General features: G+C 42.5%; 17 protein-coding genes and 1 other RNA gene. 7 read left to right on the top strand and 11 right to left on the bottom strand.

Annotation, left to right across the window (positions count from 1 at the left end; genetic code table 11):
• Positions 1 to 26: 26 nt before the first annotated feature.
• The 7 genes from NIES1031_RS08755 to proB all read left to right on the top strand — a co-directional run bounded on the left by NIES1031_RS08755 (position 27) and on the right by proB (position 6,374).
• Positions 27 to 227, top strand: coding sequence for a hypothetical protein (locus tag NIES1031_RS08755; RefSeq protein WP_015187532.1), 201 nt, complete (start codon positions 27 to 29; stop codon positions 225 to 227).
• 307 nt (positions 228 to 534) lie between these two features.
• Positions 535 to 1,785, top strand: a complete 1,251-nt coding sequence (locus NIES1031_RS08750; RefSeq protein ID WP_073549050.1) for a GNAT family N-acetyltransferase — start codon at positions 535 to 537, stop codon at positions 1,783 to 1,785.
• Between the two features lie 3 nt (positions 1,786 to 1,788).
• Entirely contained in the window at positions 1,789 to 2,286 is a 498-nt protein-coding gene (gene ruvX, locus NIES1031_RS08745; protein ID WP_236738778.1) for a Holliday junction resolvase RuvX, read from the top strand.
• Positions 2,287 to 2,509: 223 nt separating this feature from the next.
• Entirely contained in the window at positions 2,510 to 3,082 is a 573-nt protein-coding gene (locus NIES1031_RS08740; protein ID WP_073549049.1) for a DUF3727 domain-containing protein, read from the top strand.
• 89 nt (positions 3,083 to 3,171) lie between these two features.
• The gene (gene mltG, locus NIES1031_RS08735; RefSeq protein WP_236738765.1) at positions 3,172 to 4,254 is read left to right on the top strand and encodes an endolytic transglycosylase MltG; all 1,083 of its coding nucleotides are present in this window, start codon (positions 3,172 to 3,174) and stop codon (positions 4,252 to 4,254) included.
• 123 nt (positions 4,255 to 4,377) lie between these two features.
• On the top strand, positions 4,378 to 4,914 hold the full coding sequence (locus tag NIES1031_RS08730; protein WP_073549048.1) for a YqeG family HAD IIIA-type phosphatase: 537 nt from the start codon (positions 4,378 to 4,380) through the stop codon (positions 4,912 to 4,914).
• Between the two features lie 356 nt (positions 4,915 to 5,270).
• Positions 5,271 to 6,374, top strand: coding sequence for a glutamate 5-kinase (gene proB / locus NIES1031_RS08725; RefSeq protein ID WP_073549047.1), 1,104 nt, complete (start codon positions 5,271 to 5,273; stop codon positions 6,372 to 6,374).
• A 3-nt stretch (positions 6,375 to 6,377) separates the two neighbouring features.
• Here proB and NIES1031_RS08720 read toward each other — a convergent pair whose 3' ends face one another.
• The 11 genes from NIES1031_RS08720 to NIES1031_RS08670 all read right to left on the bottom strand — a co-directional run bounded on the left by NIES1031_RS08720 (position 6,378) and on the right by NIES1031_RS08670 (position 17,757).
• A complete protein-coding gene (locus tag NIES1031_RS08720) occupies positions 6,378 to 7,415 on the bottom strand; it encodes a cyclic di-GMP-binding domain-containing protein, MshE-related (RefSeq protein WP_073549160.1) in 1,038 nt (345 codons plus the stop codon).
• Between the two features lie 838 nt (positions 7,416 to 8,253).
• On the bottom strand, positions 8,254 to 8,862 hold the full coding sequence (locus NIES1031_RS08715; protein ID WP_073549046.1) for a TetR/AcrR family transcriptional regulator: 609 nt from the start codon (positions 8,860 to 8,862) through the stop codon (positions 8,254 to 8,256).
• A 67-nt stretch (positions 8,863 to 8,929) separates the two neighbouring features.
• Positions 8,930 to 9,376 (bottom strand): cyanase, encoded by a 447-nt coding sequence (cynS, locus tag NIES1031_RS08710; RefSeq protein ID WP_218596710.1) that lies wholly within the window; start codon positions 9,374 to 9,376, stop codon positions 8,930 to 8,932.
• 22 nt (positions 9,377 to 9,398) lie between these two features.
• A complete protein-coding gene (locus tag NIES1031_RS08705) occupies positions 9,399 to 10,283 on the bottom strand; it encodes an ABC transporter ATP-binding protein (protein ID WP_073549045.1) in 885 nt (294 codons plus the stop codon).
• Between the two features lie 68 nt (positions 10,284 to 10,351).
• The gene (gene ntrB / locus NIES1031_RS08700; protein ID WP_073549044.1) at positions 10,352 to 11,179 is read right to left on the bottom strand and encodes a nitrate ABC transporter permease; all 828 of its coding nucleotides are present in this window, start codon (positions 11,177 to 11,179) and stop codon (positions 10,352 to 10,354) included.
• A gap of 6 nt (positions 11,180 to 11,185) precedes the next feature.
• A complete protein-coding gene (locus NIES1031_RS08695) occupies positions 11,186 to 12,772 on the bottom strand; it encodes an ABC transporter substrate-binding protein (RefSeq protein ID WP_073549043.1) in 1,587 nt (528 codons plus the stop codon).
• Positions 12,773 to 12,989: 217 nt separating this feature from the next.
• Entirely contained in the window at positions 12,990 to 14,168 is a 1,179-nt protein-coding gene (locus NIES1031_RS08690; protein WP_084544282.1) for an acyl-CoA dehydrogenase family protein, read from the bottom strand.
• A gap of 116 nt (positions 14,169 to 14,284) precedes the next feature.
• Positions 14,285 to 14,827, bottom strand: a complete 543-nt coding sequence (locus NIES1031_RS08685; protein ID WP_218596709.1) for an OsmC family protein — start codon at positions 14,825 to 14,827, stop codon at positions 14,285 to 14,287.
• Positions 14,828 to 15,024: 197 nt separating this feature from the next.
• Positions 15,025 to 15,903, bottom strand: a complete 879-nt coding sequence (locus NIES1031_RS08680; protein WP_236738764.1) for a sulfurtransferase — start codon at positions 15,901 to 15,903, stop codon at positions 15,025 to 15,027.
• A gap of 424 nt (positions 15,904 to 16,327) precedes the next feature.
• Positions 16,328 to 16,716, bottom strand: a transfer-messenger RNA (tmRNA) gene (gene ssrA / locus NIES1031_RS08675).
• 93 nt (positions 16,717 to 16,809) lie between these two features.
• Positions 16,810 to 17,757, bottom strand: coding sequence for a F0F1 ATP synthase subunit gamma (locus NIES1031_RS08670; RefSeq protein WP_073549040.1), 948 nt, complete (start codon positions 17,755 to 17,757; stop codon positions 16,810 to 16,812).
• Positions 17,758 to 17,775 lie beyond the last annotated feature (18 nt).

Here is a 17,775-nt window from a genome sequence, read left to right as displayed (position 1 = left end):
GACTAGTAAAGGAGAACACCGTGGCAATGCAATCAAAGGAGCTAAAACAGTATTCAGTGCGTGAGGATTTCAGTGAGTATGTAGCACATCTTCAGCTTCATATGACTTTACAAGCTCGGAATTTAGTTCCTAACCTCAACCCCAAGGTAATTGACAGCCGCGAACATCTACTCCATCAAACACAAGCAACGATTGAAAAGTTTATTTCTCGCCAGGCAATATCGTAAGTGTCGTGCCGCGGTTATATCATCAAGCGCAGCGAGCAATTGTGTAGATTCATTATCAAGATACTAGACCTTAACACCCCTACTAAGTGCTAAGGTCTTTTATATTTTGGTATGTTTTAGAGATATGTTGAGAAAATTTTGTCAAATATTTAAAGTTGAAAATCAATTTCCGTAAGGTCTTGCGGTGTTTAAATTCGTAAAAGCCAGAAATCCGTACTTAAGCAGAACAGCGATCACCGAGCTTTTGCCGTTAAGATAATTGCAGCGACACCTTTTAACTTCAGGCTGAACGGCGGCCCGATCTAATATGACTTCCATGCCTGCTCAAAATCAAAGCCTAGTCATAAGACCAGTTCAATACCGAGATCTGGAGGGTATTGAACGCCTAAGTGCTGAATCATTCGAGGCAGAACAATCAAGCACTGCCAAAAACGCTATGCGATCGCACTTCAGCCCATTGCGTCGTTGGTTTGGACTGCTTAAGTGTTTAAGCCTTTTTCCCAATCCGCTACAGTACCGCTTCTGTATCTATGTAGCTGAGCAATACCGCCAGGTGCAAGGTATGATCCAAGTTGCACCTTTTAACCGTACGCGTAGCACGTGGAAAGTTCAGCAAGTAGCTGTGGATGGGAAAGCCCGTACTCAAGGAATTGGTTCGCAGCTTTTGCGCTACTGTTTTGAAGCAATTGGTGAAGCTCGCACGTGGCTACTAGAAGTTAATGTCAACGACAAAGAAGCCTTGGCGCTTTATCGTCAAAATGGGTTTCAAACCTTGGCACAGATGACATACTGGGAAATCGAGCCAAGCTTATTACAAGGATTAGCTGCAAGAGAACCTGATTTACCAAACTTGCTCCCCGTTAGTAATGCAGACGCACAGTTGCTCTATCAATTAGATACCGCATCGATGCCACCTTTAGTCCGTCAAGTGTTTGACCGGGAGATTCAAGATTTTAAAACAAGTCTTCTCGGCGCACTGATTGAAGGACTAAGGCAGTGGCGGAGCAAAACTGAGGTTGTGAGCGGTTATGTATTTGAACCGCAGCGCAAAGCAGCAATTGGTTATTTTCAGTTACGGATGTGCCGCAAGAATGAAAAACCGCACGTTGCGACTTTAACAGTACACCCCGCGTATACTTGGCTGTATCCAGAGTTATTATCTCAACTAGCACGGATTGTTCAAGACTTGCCACCTCAGTCTTTACAACTCGCTTCGGCAGATTACCAACCAGAACGCGAAGAATATCTAGAGCAAATTGGAGCCAAGCGTGTAGAACATACATTAATGATGTCACGCTCTGTCTGGCACAAAATTCGTGAGTCTAAATTTGCATCTTTGGAAGGTCTACAATGGCCTGAAGTCCTCCAAGGTTTACAGCCAGCGCGGAAGCCTGTACCTGGTGGTATGTCTTGGCTACCAGACACTCCATTAAAGCTCAAAATGAATTCACAAGCACATGTTGCCAATCAGTTTAATGTGTCAGATGCACCCCACGCAACAAGTAGTCACGAAGAAGATTCGTTACAACATCAGCAAGACGACGAGGTAGACAAGTAAATGATGTCAGAAGCTAGTCATTTACATATTACTAGCAACCCTCAAACTGCGGATAGTGCGACGGAAAACATACGCAGACGACGCTTTATTTCCGCGCTAGGATTAGATATTGGTCGTAAACGAATTGGTGTCGCCGGATGCGATGGCACAGGTTTAATTGCTTCAGGACTAACAACCATCGAGCGCAAATCTTTTGATTTGGACTTGGCACAACTCAAGTCGCTTGTTCAAGAGCGTCGTGTTCAAGTACTAGTTGTTGGTTTACCTTATTCAATGGATGGCTCATTAGGTAAACAAGCACAAGAAATACAAAAATTAGCGAGTAGATATGCTGGGGCTTTGCAATTGCCGTTGGAATATAGTGACGAGCGATTGACTTCATTTCAAGCCGAACAATTACTACAAGCACAAAATATTTCGCCATCACGTAACAAAGGACTTATTGATCGCAAAGCAGCAGCTTTGATTTTGCAGCAATGGTTAGATGAACGCCGTGTGTAAGTAGGGGTTTAGCATTACCAAACTTGATACAAATCACATTTTTAAATTGATTTGGTGCTGATTAGCAAAAAGCCTGTAATATTAGGAGGTTAGTCACACCAGCGTGATATTCTGAAAGCTAACCAACACTGCCTAAAAGGGTTTATTCGTAGGTAGTTTTCTAGTATAGGTAAGTAAATTACCAACGTCCTTGTCAGATAAGTTGACGGTTCTTACATCGGCTATGTTTCCATCTGAATTTTCTGAAGATAATGAGCAATCCCATGCTAGCTCCGTCACGCTGACGGATGAAGCAGGACGCGAACTAACTTGTTATGTAGAGCGATCACTTTACGTAGACAATCAAGAGTATCTATTGCTACTTCCCGTAGACTCTGCGGTAGAAATTTTCGCTTGGCAAGGTGATGGCGAGGAAGAAGAAGCTGTTCCTGTCGAAGACGAAGAAACTATCGACAGAATTTTCGGCACAGCCGAAGCTGTCCTCGCTGAGCAGAATTTAGTTCTTAAGCACACCGCTTTTGCCTTGACTGTTGCAGGTGAATTACCACCTGTTGAGGAAACGGAACTATTTACGCTGGAAATTGAGGAAGATGGCACCGAGCTAGAACCTGAGCAATTACAGTTGTTAGCAAGTTTCTACCACGAAGATCAAGAATATGCGGTATACACTCCCCTAGACCCATTACTATTCTTTGCGAAAGCAAATGGTAGTGGAAAACCAGAGCTACTTTCTCCTGAGGAGTTTCGCAAAGTCCAACCACAGTTAGAAGAACAACTATTCGATGAAATGGAATAGTAGTAAAAAATTAAGCGTGGGCATCAACGGTATTGCATCTTCGGCTAGATCCCAGGCTATTGAAAGCTAAAGTTCAATTAGCAAGAAAAGTGGTGCAAAAAGTATTTAAGCGATCGCTCATTTTAGGTCTGCCGTTGGCGTTAGGATTAGGTATCTTGGCAGGCAGGAACTGGTGGAATTCTATAAGTTCCCCACCGCAGTTAATGGAAGCATCCGCTGTACCGGAAACTCCTGAAGCTAAAGTTGTCAAGTTTCAAATTCCTCAAGGTACAGCAACGCAGCAAATTGGGCGCGATTTAGAAGCCGCAGGGCTGATCCGCTCCGCAAGAGCATGGGACTTATGGGCGCGCTGGTTAAAGTGGCAAGATCCACAAGGTGGGTTTAAAGCAGGAACTTATGCGTTGTCATCAACGCAGTCACTCGAAGCGATCGCTAGGCAAATTTGGCAGGGCAAAGTGATCGAGTTGAGCTTTACAATTCCCGAAGGCTGGTCGATACAGCAAATGGCAACGTACTTTGAAGCGCAAGGATTCTTTCCTGCGACAGAGTTTATCGCCGCAGCGAGTACCGTTGACCGCAGTAAGTACCCTTGGCTACCTGCGGATTTACCCCACCTCGAAGGCTTTTTGTATCCAGATACCTATAAGTTAAACGGCGACCAAATTACAGCGCAAGCTGTGGTTAATCAAATGTTGCGGCGCTTTGAACAATTAGCACTACCTTTGTACGAACAACAACGCAATCAAACACAACTTGACCTTCGTGAATGGGTAACGCTTGCAAGTATTGTCGAAAAAGAAGCCGTCGTAGCAAACGAACGCCAAACAATCGCCGGAGTATTTGTACGTCGGTTAGAGGAAGGATTACCTTTAGGCGCTGATCCTACTGTGGAGTATGGCTTGGGTATTCGTCAAACTGCCGATCAGCCCTTGACGCTCGCTCAGGTTAATACACCTTCTCCTTACAATACATACATTAATCCTGGATTACCACCAACACCAATCGCTAGCCCTGGACTTGCAAGTCTTCAAGCAACACTCGACCCTGAAGATACTCCTTATCTTTACTTTGTTGCTCGGTACGATGGTACGCACGTCTTTAGTCGGACGTTATCCGAACACGAGGCAGCACAAGCCACAATTCGCAGACAACAACAGTTAAAAAGACAATAAGCTAAGTTAAAGATTACAGCACACCAGGAGTGGATCTAGCTAAAAAAGATACTTTACTTACTGTGGCTGATTATTTTATCGAGAAAGTATACTTGATTCCTCTAACGTCACTTTGAGCAGAACATGGATTGGAACGAACTATTGCAGCCAGATCTCATTCTCGAAGGTTCTATTCTCCAGCTAACACCGAATGTTCTGCGGCAGTATCAAATCAAAGGGCTAGTGTTAGACGTAGATGAAACGCTTGTACCGATCAAAGCTGCTGAAGCATCGCCAGAGTTGCAGCAGTGGGTAGCCCATACCCGAACAGTCGCGGAAATGTGGTTGGTGAGTAATAACCTCAGTGATACACGTATTGGTAGTATTGCTCGTTCCTTGAACTTACCTTACATTTGTGGCGCAGTTAAGCCTTCTCGCCGCAAATTAAGGCAGGCGCTGGCGGCAATGGAGCTACCCGTTGAACAAGTCGCGATGGTAGGCGATCGCCTGTTTACCGACGTATTGGCAGGAAATCGTTTGGGGATGTTTACGATTTTGGTAGAACCATTTGTGACTCCTGGCGAAGCGGTTCGTTCTTATCCCATCCGCAACTTTGAAGTCGTATTATCGCAGGTTATGGGAATATCACTGCCAGCAAAAAAACAAAAATTAGACAATTAGAATAGCTTAAAAAGCCGAAATCTTGAGAAAACTTGCTGGCATTATAGATCAAGAAAGCAGGAGGTAAGGGTCAAAAGGCAGAAAGAAGGCTTTTAGGTTCTAGAAAATAATTCCTTGCGCTACCCTCATGGTTTGAAGACCCTAAAATCATTGATAAACAACCTAAACGATAAATATCTTTGGCGCTCATCTGCTAAATTTGATATCTCTTAATAAAATTAACTTTCTCTGCTATCTGCCTGTTTCCTCATCACTTAATAGAGCCTTCGTTTTTACCAAGCGTGAAGCTGGCACTTTACAATTGAGATTTGGAACAATCGTGCTTCGCATCCATTTGTTTAACTCCTTTGCAGTCAATGCCTCAAACCCTTGTCGTCAAAATTGGTACCTCAAGTCTGACACAACCTGAAACTGGTCAATTAGCACTTTCTACTATTGCGATGTTGGCAGAAGTTTTAACCCAACTGCGACGCCAAGGTCACAAAGTCGTATTAGTGTCTTCTGGGGCTGTAGGAGTAGGTTGTGCGCGATTAGGTTTAGTCGAACGCCCAAAAGCGATCGCGCTTAAACAAGCCGTCGCCGCAGTCGGTCAAGGACGGTTGATGCGCGTGTATGATGATTTATTCACAACGCTACAACAACCAATCGCGCAAGTTTTGTTAACTCGTAGTGACTTGATGGAACGCAGCCGCTACCTCAATGCTTATAACACGTTTCAAGAGCTACTCGGTCTAGGCGTTATTCCGGTAGTCAACGAAAACGACACGGTTGCAGTAGAAGAATTAAAGTTTGGTGACAACGATACACTGTCTGCTTTAGTCGCAAGCTTAATTGAAGCCGATTGGTTATTTTTACTGACAGATGTAGACCGCTTATATTCTGCCGATCCGCGTTTTGTGCCTGATGCTAAACCGATAACGCTTGTTGAGAATATCGCACAGTTAACTCATTTACAAGTCGGCGATCGCGGTTCGCAATGGGGAACTGGTGGTATGGTTACGAAAGTCACTGCCGCAAGAATTGCCACAGCAGCGGGTGTTCGTACGGCAATTACTGAAGGACGCTCTCCCTACAATATTACTCGCATCTTGCAAGGCGAACCACTAGGAACGCAGTTTGAACCACAACCGCAGCCCACAAATGCAAGAAAGCGCTGGATTGCTTATGGTTTAATTCCTGCTGGCAAGCTTTACCTCGATTCTGGTGCGATTACCGCAATTAGTCAAGGTGGTAAGTCTTTATTAGCCGCAGGAATTAGCACAGTTGAGGGAGAATTTGACAGCCAGGAAGCGGTGCAGTTATGTGATCAGCATGGCAATGAAATCGCTAGAGGAATTGTCAACTATAGTAGCAACGAACTCAAGCGTATCCGTGGGCGACATTCTAAAGAAATCTCGGTAATTTTGGGCTACGAAGGTGCAGAAACTGTCATTCATCGTGATAATCTTGTTTTGATTTAGACTCTAGGATGAATGAACTGTGTTTGGTGGGCGGTGCGCAACAATTTCAAACCGCACACTTAAGCCTTTCATTGCATCATCTATATGTGATAGAAGTGCATAGATAAAAATAATGACACCTAGCATCTCGAAAAATTCTTCAATACCTGCTATCAACGCATAACCCATGTTTTGTTCGCCGTAAACTTGTGCATAGTATCCACCAATCGCTTCGATACCAATTGCACCACTTACAAAAATTACACCAGCTAACAGAATAAGTTGACGAGTCTTGCTTGGGAGATTTTTAAGAAACTTTGCAAATACCAGTAAACACACTAAAACAAATACAATACCAGGAATTATCCAAGCATAATGCAGCCAACCATTAGTATTGAGCATGGAACGTAAAGGATCAGTCATGCGCTCATGAAGACTTGTAATCTCATCTATAGCAAGACAAAGAAAAATAATCGATAGTGCAACCCAGTGACGCACTTGGCGATCGCCTCTTACGTGCTTTGCGTAAGCAACAATTGCAAGTAATATTGAACTTATGAGTAACAAACCCATTGCGTAAAGCGTTGGAATATTAAGCTCTCGATCTAAGTTAAGCTGTTCTGCAATAAAATTTCTGAAAAAGTAATTAGGTAAAAAGTGTTCAGTAAATTGCCCCACTAAGTGAGCACCTAGCAGGGCAACTGCTATATAAAATAGTAACCGAGTAGTTTTGTAAGGAGAAACAGGAATTTCTAATTTTTGACGTGGTATGTTTACCAGTTGATTGGTATTTACAGATTCCAAATGATGTTGATAATCTTTTTGAACTAGGCGCAGATTTTTTTGCGAACTACGCTCGGGTAAAACAACTTTTTCGATTAAGTAATCAAGCGTTTGATGTCTAATCCAACCCTTTTTAACTAAAATTTCCCCTAGACGTTTTTTTCCTGACCGTTGAGCCGCAAGTGCTGCTTTTAGTTGCTCAGAACTAATAAAACCAGCTTCAATTAGATATCTTCCTAGTGGCTTCTGCTGCTCGACATCTTTCTTAACCTTAGTCATTATTAGCAATTCCTCATCCTGATGCTCGCGTTGCCAATCATCATGACAACGCATTGTCTTTACTATGAATCTTTATAGTGTCATCATTGCAGACCAGGTTAAGATGAGTTTAAGGAATCTTTGACTAGCTTGAGACTAAATTAATGATTAGTTAAAGATTAATGCATTGAGTGTCTAATGTGTTAGTTTAAATCTACAAATACTATTACTTAAGCGGAAACACTTTAATAGAGGTGAGTTCTCTACTTAAAGCGATCTTGTGAGTAGCATTCTTGTTTCCAGCAGTTTTCAAGAATTTGTACTCTGTATATATATTGAAACCGTCGTGGAGCTAATATAAATTCTGCTTTACGATCAAACAAAGGTTGGTTCAAGTATTGCAACAATGGGAAATTTATGATGCTATGTTTTAAACTCATAATATTTGGATATTTATGACAATAGGCAGTTTTTGTTCAGAATAAAAACTTAGAGACAACTTACTACTACGTCAACTCTGCCATAAAACCCAATTATTTTCCCTGGTGAAGAATACTGAATATTCAAGTCATCTTGAGTCTGAATCTGTAATTTTGCGGTTGTGATGGAATAGTATTTATGGCATTAGCATTTTGGAATATTGCTGAATGAATTTGAATCTCACAAACTAACTCAACTACATCATTAAACTTGTAGTATTAGCTGAAAAAATATCTATAGCAATCCCAATTCAATTATGAGAATCTAGAAAGATCCAAACCTCGTTTGTGACTTTCTTTATGCTAGAAGTTCTTAATGATTTTCTTAGCTATTTTTTATAGCCGTTTTTTACAATTGATTAAGATTGCTATATTAACAATTATGCAGTGAAACGGTGCGCCTGAGCGAGTGATGCTTTCAAAAGTGCCCGAATCATATTAAAACCGCGCTGCAATCGCGCAGGTTGCTTATATAAACGTTCCATCAACAACACCCCCTCAATCATTGTCAGCAGTTGTTCGGCTAGTTCTTCAGGAGTGACGTGCGCTTGCAGTTGAGATTGACCGGCTTGCAGTAATTGAGCGATCGTACTTTGCCACTCGTCAAAAACTTGAACTAAATGCTCTTGAAACGAAGTATCATGTTCAACTAAATCGACAATCAAATTACCTAACAGACATCCCGCGCAGTTAGGGTCAGAAAGATGTTTTTCCTCTAAGCGATCAATCATCCAAAAGAGATTGGCAATTGGATCTCCAGATGCATTTCTTGCGGGTATCAGGATAGCAGCTTTAAGTTCGCTCCATTTAAAGTCAATAATTGCGTGCGCCAGTTCGTCTTTTGACTCAAAATAGTTGTAAAAACTACCAGAAGACACCTGGCTAGCCGCAAACAGTTCCTTTAGCCCTGTTGATTGAACGCCTTGACGATGAATCAGTTCTCCAACCGAGGACAAGATATCCTCACGAGTGCGCTTGAGATTGACCATAAATGTAAGTTGCTGCTACCCAACAGTTTTTATTTTATTTCTGTTACTTGTGTTACAGCAAATTACCTTACCACTTCTTGTAAGGTAGAAACTTACCATTCATGATTACTTTGACGCGATCGCCTTTCGGGTCTTCTTCTTTTTCCACCTCTAGCGTGAAATCAATTGCGCTCATAATGCCATCGCCAAACTTTTCATGAATGACTTCCTTAATTGGCATGCCGTAAACTTGCATGATTTCGTAGAAGCGATAGATAAGAGGATCTGTTGGTACGACAGGACCTAATCCTTTGGCAGGATAAGCAGTCAATTCAGAAACTAAATCTTGACTAAGATTCAATGCATGAAGAATTTTACTGGCTTCATCTTCTGAGGCACTTGCTTGACGATAAATGACTGTAGCAATCCATACTTCGTCACGTCCGACAGCTTTTTCGAGATCGGCAAAGCTTAATTTTTTTGCTTGCTTGGCAGCTAGCAGTTTCTTTGTAATTTCAGGAATCTCGATTGACATCACCTACTCCTTTCAATTCTTACTAAGCGTTAACTTTGATTCGTGCTTCTTCTACAGCCCGCGTTTCCCTCGATAAATGCATTTCTAATTCAGCTTTTAACTCATGATACGCTGGGTACTGGTCTAAACACTCGCGCTTACGCGGTCGGGGAAAAGGAATATCTAACACCTCAGCGATTCGAGCCGCAGGACCTCGTGTCATCATGACAATCTTGTCCGAGAGTAACAGCGCTTCTTCAATACTATGAGTGATGAGGATAACAGTTTGCCGTTGTTGTTCCCAAATCCGCGCCACTTCGTCTTGCAAAAAACCACGCGTCAGCGCATCCAAAGCCCCAAATGGTTCGTCCATCAGCAAAATTTTGGGGTTGATTGCTAGTGCACGGGCAATGCCTACTCTTTGTTTCATCCCACCTGAGAGTTCGTGAGGATGCTTACGTTCCGCGCCGTGTAGCCCTACTAAGTCGATGTAATCGCGAGCAATGTTTTTCTGTTGGGCAAGCGGCATCTGGGGATACACTGTCTCAATCGCAAAGCGAATATTCTCGATAACTGTCATCCACGGCATCAAGGCATAGTTTTGAAATACCACGCCGCGGTCAGGACCTGGTTTGTGAATTTCGACGTGGTTGAGCTTGACTGAACCGCGTGTTGGTGGGGTGAGTCCCGCAATAATATTGAGTAAAGTTGATTTACCACAACCGGATGGACCAATAATTGAGACAAAGGTATTTGCTTCGACTTCTAGGTTAATATCTGCTAGCGCTACAAAATCTGAGGAAGTACGTCGTAGTAATTTATCTTGCCAACTTTGCCGCCCTGGATAAACTTTGAAAACATGGTTCAAAGCAAGTTGGGCAGAAGCAGCGCTAATTGTATTAACAGGATCAATGTGTGAAGAAATCATAATAGTGTCAAGACTTACTGAAAGTTACCAACGACCCAGCTTACTCCTCGGTTTGTTGCACTATGTTGCTATCTTTGCTGTCCAAACGAAACCCAGGTTTGCAGCAATCCAAATATGCGGTCTAGCAGTAACCCAACGAATCCAATCACAATAATTGCGGTGAGGATACTTGTAATTTCTAGGTTGTTCCACTCGTTCCAAATAAAGTAGCCGACTCCGGTTCCACCAACTAGGATTTCTGCTGCAACAATGACTAACCAAGCAATACCAATACTGATGCGCAGTCCAGCAACAATACTAGGCGCAGCAGCAGGAAGAATAACCTTCCAAATTGCGCGCCAGCGCGAAGCCCCTAAGGTACGTGCAACATTAAGTACGGCAGGATCGACGTTACTCACGCCAAATTTAGTATTGATAAGTGTAGGCCAAAGGCTCGTAATCGCGATAACAAATAAGGCGGTGTTTTCTGAATCTTTGAGTAAACCAAGTCCTAGCGGCAGCCATGCAAGCGGTGAGACGGGTTTGAGAACTTGAATATAAGGGTCAATAGCTTTAGAAACGACGTCAGATAGTCCGATTAAGATACCTAGAGGAATTGCGATCGCCGAACCAATCAAAAAGCCTGTAACGACTCTTCTTAAACTTGAAAGTACGTGCCAGCCAATGCCTTTATCATTAGGACCATAGTCAAAAAATGGGTCAGAAACCCAGCCCCAAAAGGCTTGCAATGTTTGACTTGCCGATGGCACGAGTTGCGAGAAGATATTTAGCTGTGCTCCGAGTTCCCAAACTCCCAGAAATAACAGTAGTAAAATCAGAAATAGCACAAATGCTCGTACGTTATTATTAAGCCAGATGGGTGCGGATTTACGGCGTTGCGATAGTGTATTAGCCATAGCTCCTCAAACGTTAAATTTTTGGCTTTGTTGTTCTAAATAAGCTGCCGGATTTGCTGGGTCAAAGGTGTCAAACTTGAGGTTTTCGACTCTTGTTTCTTCAGCAGGTGGATTTTGCCCTAATTCGATCGCGAGTTCTCTTGCTAAGTCGGTCATGTAAATCTGTTCCGCAATCTGGGGATAGTCTGCTTTCTCGGCTGGCATCAAATCCCATCGCACCAACTGCGAGGAAATCCATTTGGCAAAGCTTTTCCAAGGATATGGGTCGAATCCAATGCGATCGGGTACGTTGAGAGTATTTCCTAATCCATCTTCAAAGTTGCCTGTCATGACGGCTTGCAATACAGGTTCAGGCTGATTAAGGTACCGACGTTCTGAAAGTACCTTCGCAATCTCGGTGCGATTTTCAGCGGCATTGGCGTGTGCGGCGCTATCAATAATTGCTTTATTGACTGCACGGAAGGTGTTAGGATGTGCATCGATCCACTGTTGACTAGCGGCAAAAGCACAGCAAGGATGACCATCCCATAAATCTTTTGTCAACATATGAATAAAACCAATGCCTTCAAATACCGCACGTTGACCAAAATTGTCAGGCATTAAGAAAGCGTCAATCTGTCCTGCGGACATCTGCGCTACAGAGTCGGGCGGTGGCACAATTTGAATCGCAACATCGGTATCTGGATTCAACCCTCCAGATGCTAAGTAATAACGTAATAACAGATTGTGCATTGAATAAGGAAAAGGAACAGCAATCGTCATTCCCTTAAAGTCCGCAGGACCTTGAATGCGATCGCGATGCTTCAGTGCAACTGCGATTGATTGTCCGTTAATATTCTCGATACTCGCAAGTTGAATTGGGAAAGTGGTAGAACCTAAACCTAAAGTCACTGCAATTGGCATCGGCGAAAGCATATGGTAGGCATCTAGTTCACCTGCGATCGCCGATTCTCGAACTGCTGCCCAATTCGGCATTTTCCGTAATGTGACATTTAAGCCGTGTTTTTGATAAAAGCCTAATGGTTCTGAAATGACAATGGGCGTTGCACACGCAATTGGAATAAAGCCAATTGTTAAATCGGTTTTTTCAAGGTTTCCAGGGGTGCTAGCTTCTCCTGATGATTGTGTGGTATTTGTGTTGTTTCCTCCTGCACAACTAGCCAAGGTCACAATTGCGGCTGTTGCTGCTACTTTTATTAAAAAGTCTCTTCGTCGAAATCTACTCGCCCGCAAAGTATCATCAAAAAACTCTGTTGCATGAGGTCCAAATGCTGCCGCAAACGCTTCTTCTAATCCTCCTGCTTGTCTGATTAAGTCGTTACATATTCGCTGCTGTTCTGGTTCAGCTTTAGCAAGCATCTGTAGAACTAAAGTTTTTCTCAATTCCGCATGAGTAAATTTTTCAGCTAGCTTCAGTGCCTCAGGTTTATATTGCCCCATTGCAATTAAATCGGCAACCAAATCTGCTGGATCTTGGGGCATTCCTTCAATGAATCTCCAATGATCTTCTGAGGCATGAAATCTACCACAAGAACATCTCAATTTATCTAAAGTAGAAATTTTTCCACTTTTTGCTTCCAATAAAGTTGCCATATGTCTTATATTGAATTGAGTAAATTTTTCTTTTTTATGAGTTTGAATTCATAACTTTCTTGTTATTTGAAAACAAGAAATTTCCATTTTTCTCGTACAGCCATTTTACGTAATTTTTGAAAATTACTTTTTAACGAACCACTTCAGATGCAGAAAACACAGAGAGAAGAAAAGTGAGTTTTTTCTCTTTAGAGGTGATGATTCTAGTTATGAGTATTCAATCAATAGAAATATCCTTCATATGAGATAGTATTTTTCTTAAATGCTTGAGTGCTGGAGTTACAATTGCTACAAAGTAGGCTTCACGCAGTTTTCTAGAAACAGTACTACCTTCCAAATATGCTTTGGCTCCTAGATGTAACATTGCAGATTGTGCAGCACGTAGGGCAAGTTCTGAAGCTGTAGCACGCGCTTGAACAACTGCTTTGAAGAACTTATTGTCTCGAATACGTTGATGGTTGGATATTTCTGTTGCCAATATGTATGTGTGTAAACGCAAAGTTTCTAGTTCATTCTCTAGAGCTTCTACACAGTCGTCGAGAAAGCAATTGACATGTTCTAGTCGTTTGTTGGCTTCTTTCATCAACTCGATACAACTCGCGACTAATCCTAAACCCATGCCCACTTGAGTCAGAACAAAACCTGCTTTAATTCGCTCTACATACTCGCTACAAGGTGCTGCTAATATAAGTTCATTAGGTATGAAAACATCTTTGAAAATACAAGAGTAAGTATTGCTGCCTTCGAGGGCAATAAAATGAGTATTGCAGCGTAAAGTTAACCCAGGTAAATCATCGTTGGCGATCGCCATTAAGTAGTCGTCTGAATCAGCTAGTTGAGCCGCGATCGCAAAGTAATGTCCTGAACCAATATTTGACACCCATGGTAAAGTACCATTGAGTAAACACCCGCCTGCTTGTCGCTGTGCTACTAAGGCAATTTTCTCAATTCCAGCAAAATGCTTCATGGGATTCGATAAGCCTGTGCCTGCTAAAATCTCTGCATTGGCAACTTTGGGTAAAACGTTATTTAGTAAGTATTCGTTCTCACTATTTTGTAAGTACCAAGTACAAGCAAATTGACACCATGTAATAAATCCTGTGTTCAAGCATTCTTGAGAAATTGCCTCAATCATCTGTACTGGAAACTTTAGCCCTTGATATCCAGTACCGCCAAACTGCATGGGAACAGTTTGCTTAAATCCACCAATTTCACCTAGTTTTTGGAGAAAGGTTCGAGGGTATTCGCCTTTTTCATCGATGTCTTTGACTTTAGGCTGCAATTCTAACCTAATGAGCTTTTGTAGTTCCTGCGCGATCACGTCCGTATTTGTGCGATCGCGTAATAGCGTCTGCTCAATGGAAACATCTTCAACGATATAACTATCAGAATGCATCGTGAGTTCTCTTTCGTAGTAAATACAAAAACACAGGCTCAATCTATGCACTGCTATTGCTAGATTGCTCTTGAAGATTGAGCCGAATCACTGAGATAGATAAGCAAACCGAAAGTCTAAACGAGAGAAACTTCCATGTTTACAGGTAGCCGTAGTGTATTAGCAACAGGCGACCAATAGTTAGAGTGCGCAACGAGTTCCTCTAGTTCTTCACGCGTTGCATCACCTTCTAAATCAACTTTGACGCGAATATCTGTAAATCCCAACCTCTTTTCAGACAAGTCCCCAATTCCCCATACACCTGTAATATTAATATCGCCTTCGAGTTCCAATTCGAGTTTGGAGAGGGTAATACCACGCATCACGGCATTCGCGTGGATACCAACCGAGAGACACGAACCCAAGCAGGCTAATACGGCTTCAGAGGGGTTTGGTGCTGTATCTTGCCCTAAGAGACTTGGTGGTTCATCGATAACGTGAGCAGGTAGATCGCGTACATAAGTTAGGTTACGAAACTGTCCTTCACACACTGTCTTAACTTTTAGCGACTTAACTACATCTGGATTGGCTTGAGCATTAGTTGCTAGCTTCTCCAAACCCTCCTTACTAACTGGGCGCAGTGGAGATTTAACTTGTGTCGTCATCGTCATTTCAGCCATTGCTATCTAAAATAGAACATTCTATCTAATTGGAGCAGAAGAAACTGTAGAAAACAGTAAATTGTGCTACTTAACAAAGTTTCTTTTGTGCATAAACCACGGTTAATCAAGTAGATTATTGTGTACTAGTAAAAAATTCAAATTATTTTTCTGAACTTTGCTCTTGCCGCACTACTGTTTCCCACATTTTTCAGGTATTAAACTTGTACGGGCATCTTGGTCTGGCTTGGATCTCCTGTTTCAATAGGTAATGATGGATCGCGCGACCACTCATTCCAAGAAGCAAAGTAGTTGCGTACGTCTTTGATTCCGGCTTCTTTCAATGCGATCAGTGTGTTTGATGCTCGCGATCCTTTAAAGCAGTATACGTATACTGTTGAATCTGGAGTAATACCAACTTCTTGACAAATTTCCATAATCTCATTGCTAGGACGGAACATCGGAGTTTTTGAATCAGGTTCCATCATCCGATACCATTCAATCCACACTGCACCAGGGATTCTACCTTTACGTGGACAAAAGTCTACGCCATACGGTGAAGAACTTTCTCCTCTCCATTCATCTGCATCTCTAACATCAAGCTTGATAATTGCTGGATTATTTAATGCTTGCAGCATTTCTGCTGTCGTGACCATAATTGAGGAATCGACATTGAGAGTGAAAGCTTTGTTTTCAGTTGTGGGTATTTCTGTCGTAGTTGGTAAGCCTGCTGCTAGCCATGCTTGATAGCCACCGTGTAATACGGAGATTTGAGGGCAGCCGAAGTATTTTAATAAAAAGTATCCTCGACACGATTGTCCGTAGCCAGTGTTGAGCGCATCTTCGTAGATAATGATATGTTCTGTGCCAGCGATTCCCGCTGCTCCTAAAAGTTCGGTAAACTGCGATCGCAAACTTGCTAATCCCTCCGGAGTGGAAGTTGCTAAGTAAGTAAAAATTTCACGTAGATTTACCGCTTGCGGAATGTGCGAAATAGCATACTCTTCAGGTGCGCGAGTATCTATAACAACAACAGATTGTTGCTCTAAAAGATTTGCTAGTTCTTGTGGCGAGATTAGAGGTTTGACTTCCATCATATTTATTTAGCTTGTGTGAATCAGCTTTTGCCAAGTTACTTTGTCAAAATGGCTATACAAGTAAACCCATTTCTTAGCTATGGCTTAAATAAAATTGCTCGCACCTCTAAAGAGATGAACTACCGTGTATACACATCTAGGGATTTAGGGATTGAGGAGGTGTCTGTAGACCTCCTAATTAAATTAAAGTTGCACACACTATGAAAAGAGATGATTGAAGTTCACAGCTTTGGGTTTACGTTTCAGCTTTTTCTTCAGATTTGGTAACTTTTATCCCAATACTAAGTAAAACGTTCTATACAATTAGTAAAGCAATCAAGTCTTAAATACAGTGTCTTTTACTACTAATTGCCATTAAAGCGTTAATATTAAACTTAATAAAAAAAGCCTGCTCTATAAAGAAGGCAGACTTCAAAATTGTTATTAATGGAGCTGGGCAGGATCGAACTGCCGTCCGTAATGGGTATTAGCCCTCCGATCATTCACAGGTTTAGCCTTTCTAGTCCTCAAGGCAGGAACCACTCATTATCCCGAGTGGTAGGATGCACTGGTTAAGCCTTAGCTAGCGAATAACCAGAGAAACTTCGCTAGAGCATCCGTTGGGGGTTGGTCTATAGTCCTTAACGGAGTCAAACTACAGACGCTCGAATCTTTGAGAGATTGTTATGCAGCTACTGGAGCTTGCTTACGAGCAAAAGGAACGATGTTGTTCGCAGTTACTTTTTTTTGAGTCCGGTATTAACGAGAGAAGACTCGCTCTCGACCTGTATCACAGAGCAGCGTTCGCCACCACGTCGAAACCATTACAGCCCCATGCAGTTATATTCTTATTATAATCAGCTAGATGGGAATTGACAAGTTACAACAGAGGTCGGGGTCAAAGAAGCAGTCTAGAGAGTTTTTTTTCTAACCAAGTGCTTGTGCACCGCCAACAACTTCAAGAATTTCTTGAGTAATCGCAGCTTGCCGTGCTTTGTTGTATGACAGCGTGAGATTATCAATTAATTCGCTAGCGTTGTCGCTGGCGTTGTTCATTGCAGTCATTCTGGCTGCGAGTTCACTAGCTGCTGATTCTTGCAGCGCACGCAACAGTTGGTTGTTGAGATATAAAGGCAAAAGAGCATCTAGAATTTGGACAGGATCTTGCTCAAAGAGCATATCGCGCGGGAAGCTACGAACAGTTGTGCTAACTTTTTGGCGTTCTACCTCAAATTCGCCACCACGCGTCGTTAAACGGAAAATTTCGTCATCTGCGGTTTCTAAGCCTTGAGCATCAAGCGGTAGTAATGTTTGTACGACTGGTCTCGAACTTACTAAGGAAACAAACTTAGTATAGACTAGCTCAATACGGTCTACGGTTTCCGATAAGAAAAGGGAAAGGAGTTCGTCAGCAATGCTCGAAGCCTCTGCTGCGGTGGGGATTTGTTCCAAGCCTGTGTAGGTTGCGTCGATTGGTTGGTCGCGGCGTTGAAAATATTGAATCGCTTTGCGTCCTACTAAAACGTATTTATAGTCCAAACCTTCGGCTTTAAGCTCTTTGGCACGATTTTCTGCACGGCGGATGACGTTTGTATTGTAAGAACCACACAAGCCGCGATCGCCTGAGATCACTAATAGTCCTACCGATTGAACTTCGCGTTTTTTTAATAGTGGTAAATCGACGTCTTCAAAGCGCAATCGATCTTGTAGGTTATAAAGTACTTGCGCTAAGCGGTCTGCAAACGGACGAGTTGCTATTACTTGTTCTTGAGCGCGACGTACCCGCGCCGCCGCCACGAGACGCATAGCTTCTGTAATTTTTTGAGTATTCTTGACCGACTGGATGCGATCGCGAATTGCTTTTAAGTTAGCCATAGTTTTTTCAATTCTCAG

The organism is Chroogloeocystis siderophila 5.2 s.c.1, assembly GCF_001904655.1.
Taxonomy (GTDB): domain Bacteria; phylum Cyanobacteriota; class Cyanobacteriia; order Cyanobacteriales; family Chroococcidiopsidaceae; genus Chroogloeocystis; species Chroogloeocystis siderophila.
The sequence above is the reverse complement of the archived record's forward strand: the minus strand, read 5'-3'. Positions and strand labels throughout refer to the sequence as shown.

Excerpts from the sequence above, each read along its gene's own strand:
- proB (WP_073549047.1), top strand. The coding sequence starts at position 5,271 with ATGCCTCAAACCCTTGTCGTCAAAATTGGTACCTCAAGTCTGACACAA.
- NIES1031_RS08670 (WP_073549040.1), bottom strand. The coding sequence starts at position 17,757 with ATGGCTAACTTAAAAGCAATTCGCGATCGCATCCAGTCGGTCAAGAAT.
- ntrB (WP_073549044.1), bottom strand. The coding sequence starts at position 11,179 with ATGGCTAATACACTATCGCAACGCCGTAAATCCGCACCCATCTGGCTT.
- cynS (WP_218596710.1), bottom strand. The coding sequence starts at position 9,376 with ATGTCAATCGAGATTCCTGAAATTACAAAGAAACTGCTAGCTGCCAAG.
- NIES1031_RS08730 (WP_073549048.1), top strand. The coding sequence starts at position 4,378 with ATGGATTGGAACGAACTATTGCAGCCAGATCTCATTCTCGAAGGTTCT.
- ruvX (WP_236738778.1), top strand. The coding sequence starts at position 1,789 with ATGTCAGAAGCTAGTCATTTACATATTACTAGCAACCCTCAAACTGCG.
- NIES1031_RS08720 (WP_073549160.1), bottom strand. The coding sequence starts at position 7,415 with ATGACTAAGGTTAAGAAAGATGTCGAGCAGCAGAAGCCACTAGGAAGA.
- NIES1031_RS08750 (WP_073549050.1), top strand. The coding sequence starts at position 535 with ATGACTTCCATGCCTGCTCAAAATCAAAGCCTAGTCATAAGACCAGTT.
- NIES1031_RS08740 (WP_073549049.1), top strand. The coding sequence starts at position 2,510 with ATGTTTCCATCTGAATTTTCTGAAGATAATGAGCAATCCCATGCTAGC.
- NIES1031_RS08715 (WP_073549046.1), bottom strand. The coding sequence starts at position 8,862 with ATGGTCAATCTCAAGCGCACTCGTGAGGATATCTTGTCCTCGGTTGGA.
- NIES1031_RS08695 (WP_073549043.1), bottom strand. The coding sequence starts at position 12,772 with ATGGCAACTTTATTGGAAGCAAAAAGTGGAAAAATTTCTACTTTAGAT.
- NIES1031_RS08705 (WP_073549045.1), bottom strand. The coding sequence starts at position 10,283 with ATGATTTCTTCACACATTGATCCTGTTAATACAATTAGCGCTGCTTCT.
- NIES1031_RS08755 (WP_015187532.1), top strand. The coding sequence starts at position 27 with ATGCAATCAAAGGAGCTAAAACAGTATTCAGTGCGTGAGGATTTCAGT.
- NIES1031_RS08690 (WP_084544282.1), bottom strand. The coding sequence starts at position 14,168 with ATGCATTCTGATAGTTATATCGTTGAAGATGTTTCCATTGAGCAGACG.
- NIES1031_RS08685 (WP_218596709.1), bottom strand. The coding sequence starts at position 14,827 with ATGGCTGAAATGACGATGACGACACAAGTTAAATCTCCACTGCGCCCA.
- NIES1031_RS08680 (WP_236738764.1), bottom strand. The coding sequence starts at position 15,903 with ATGATGGAAGTCAAACCTCTAATCTCGCCACAAGAACTAGCAAATCTT.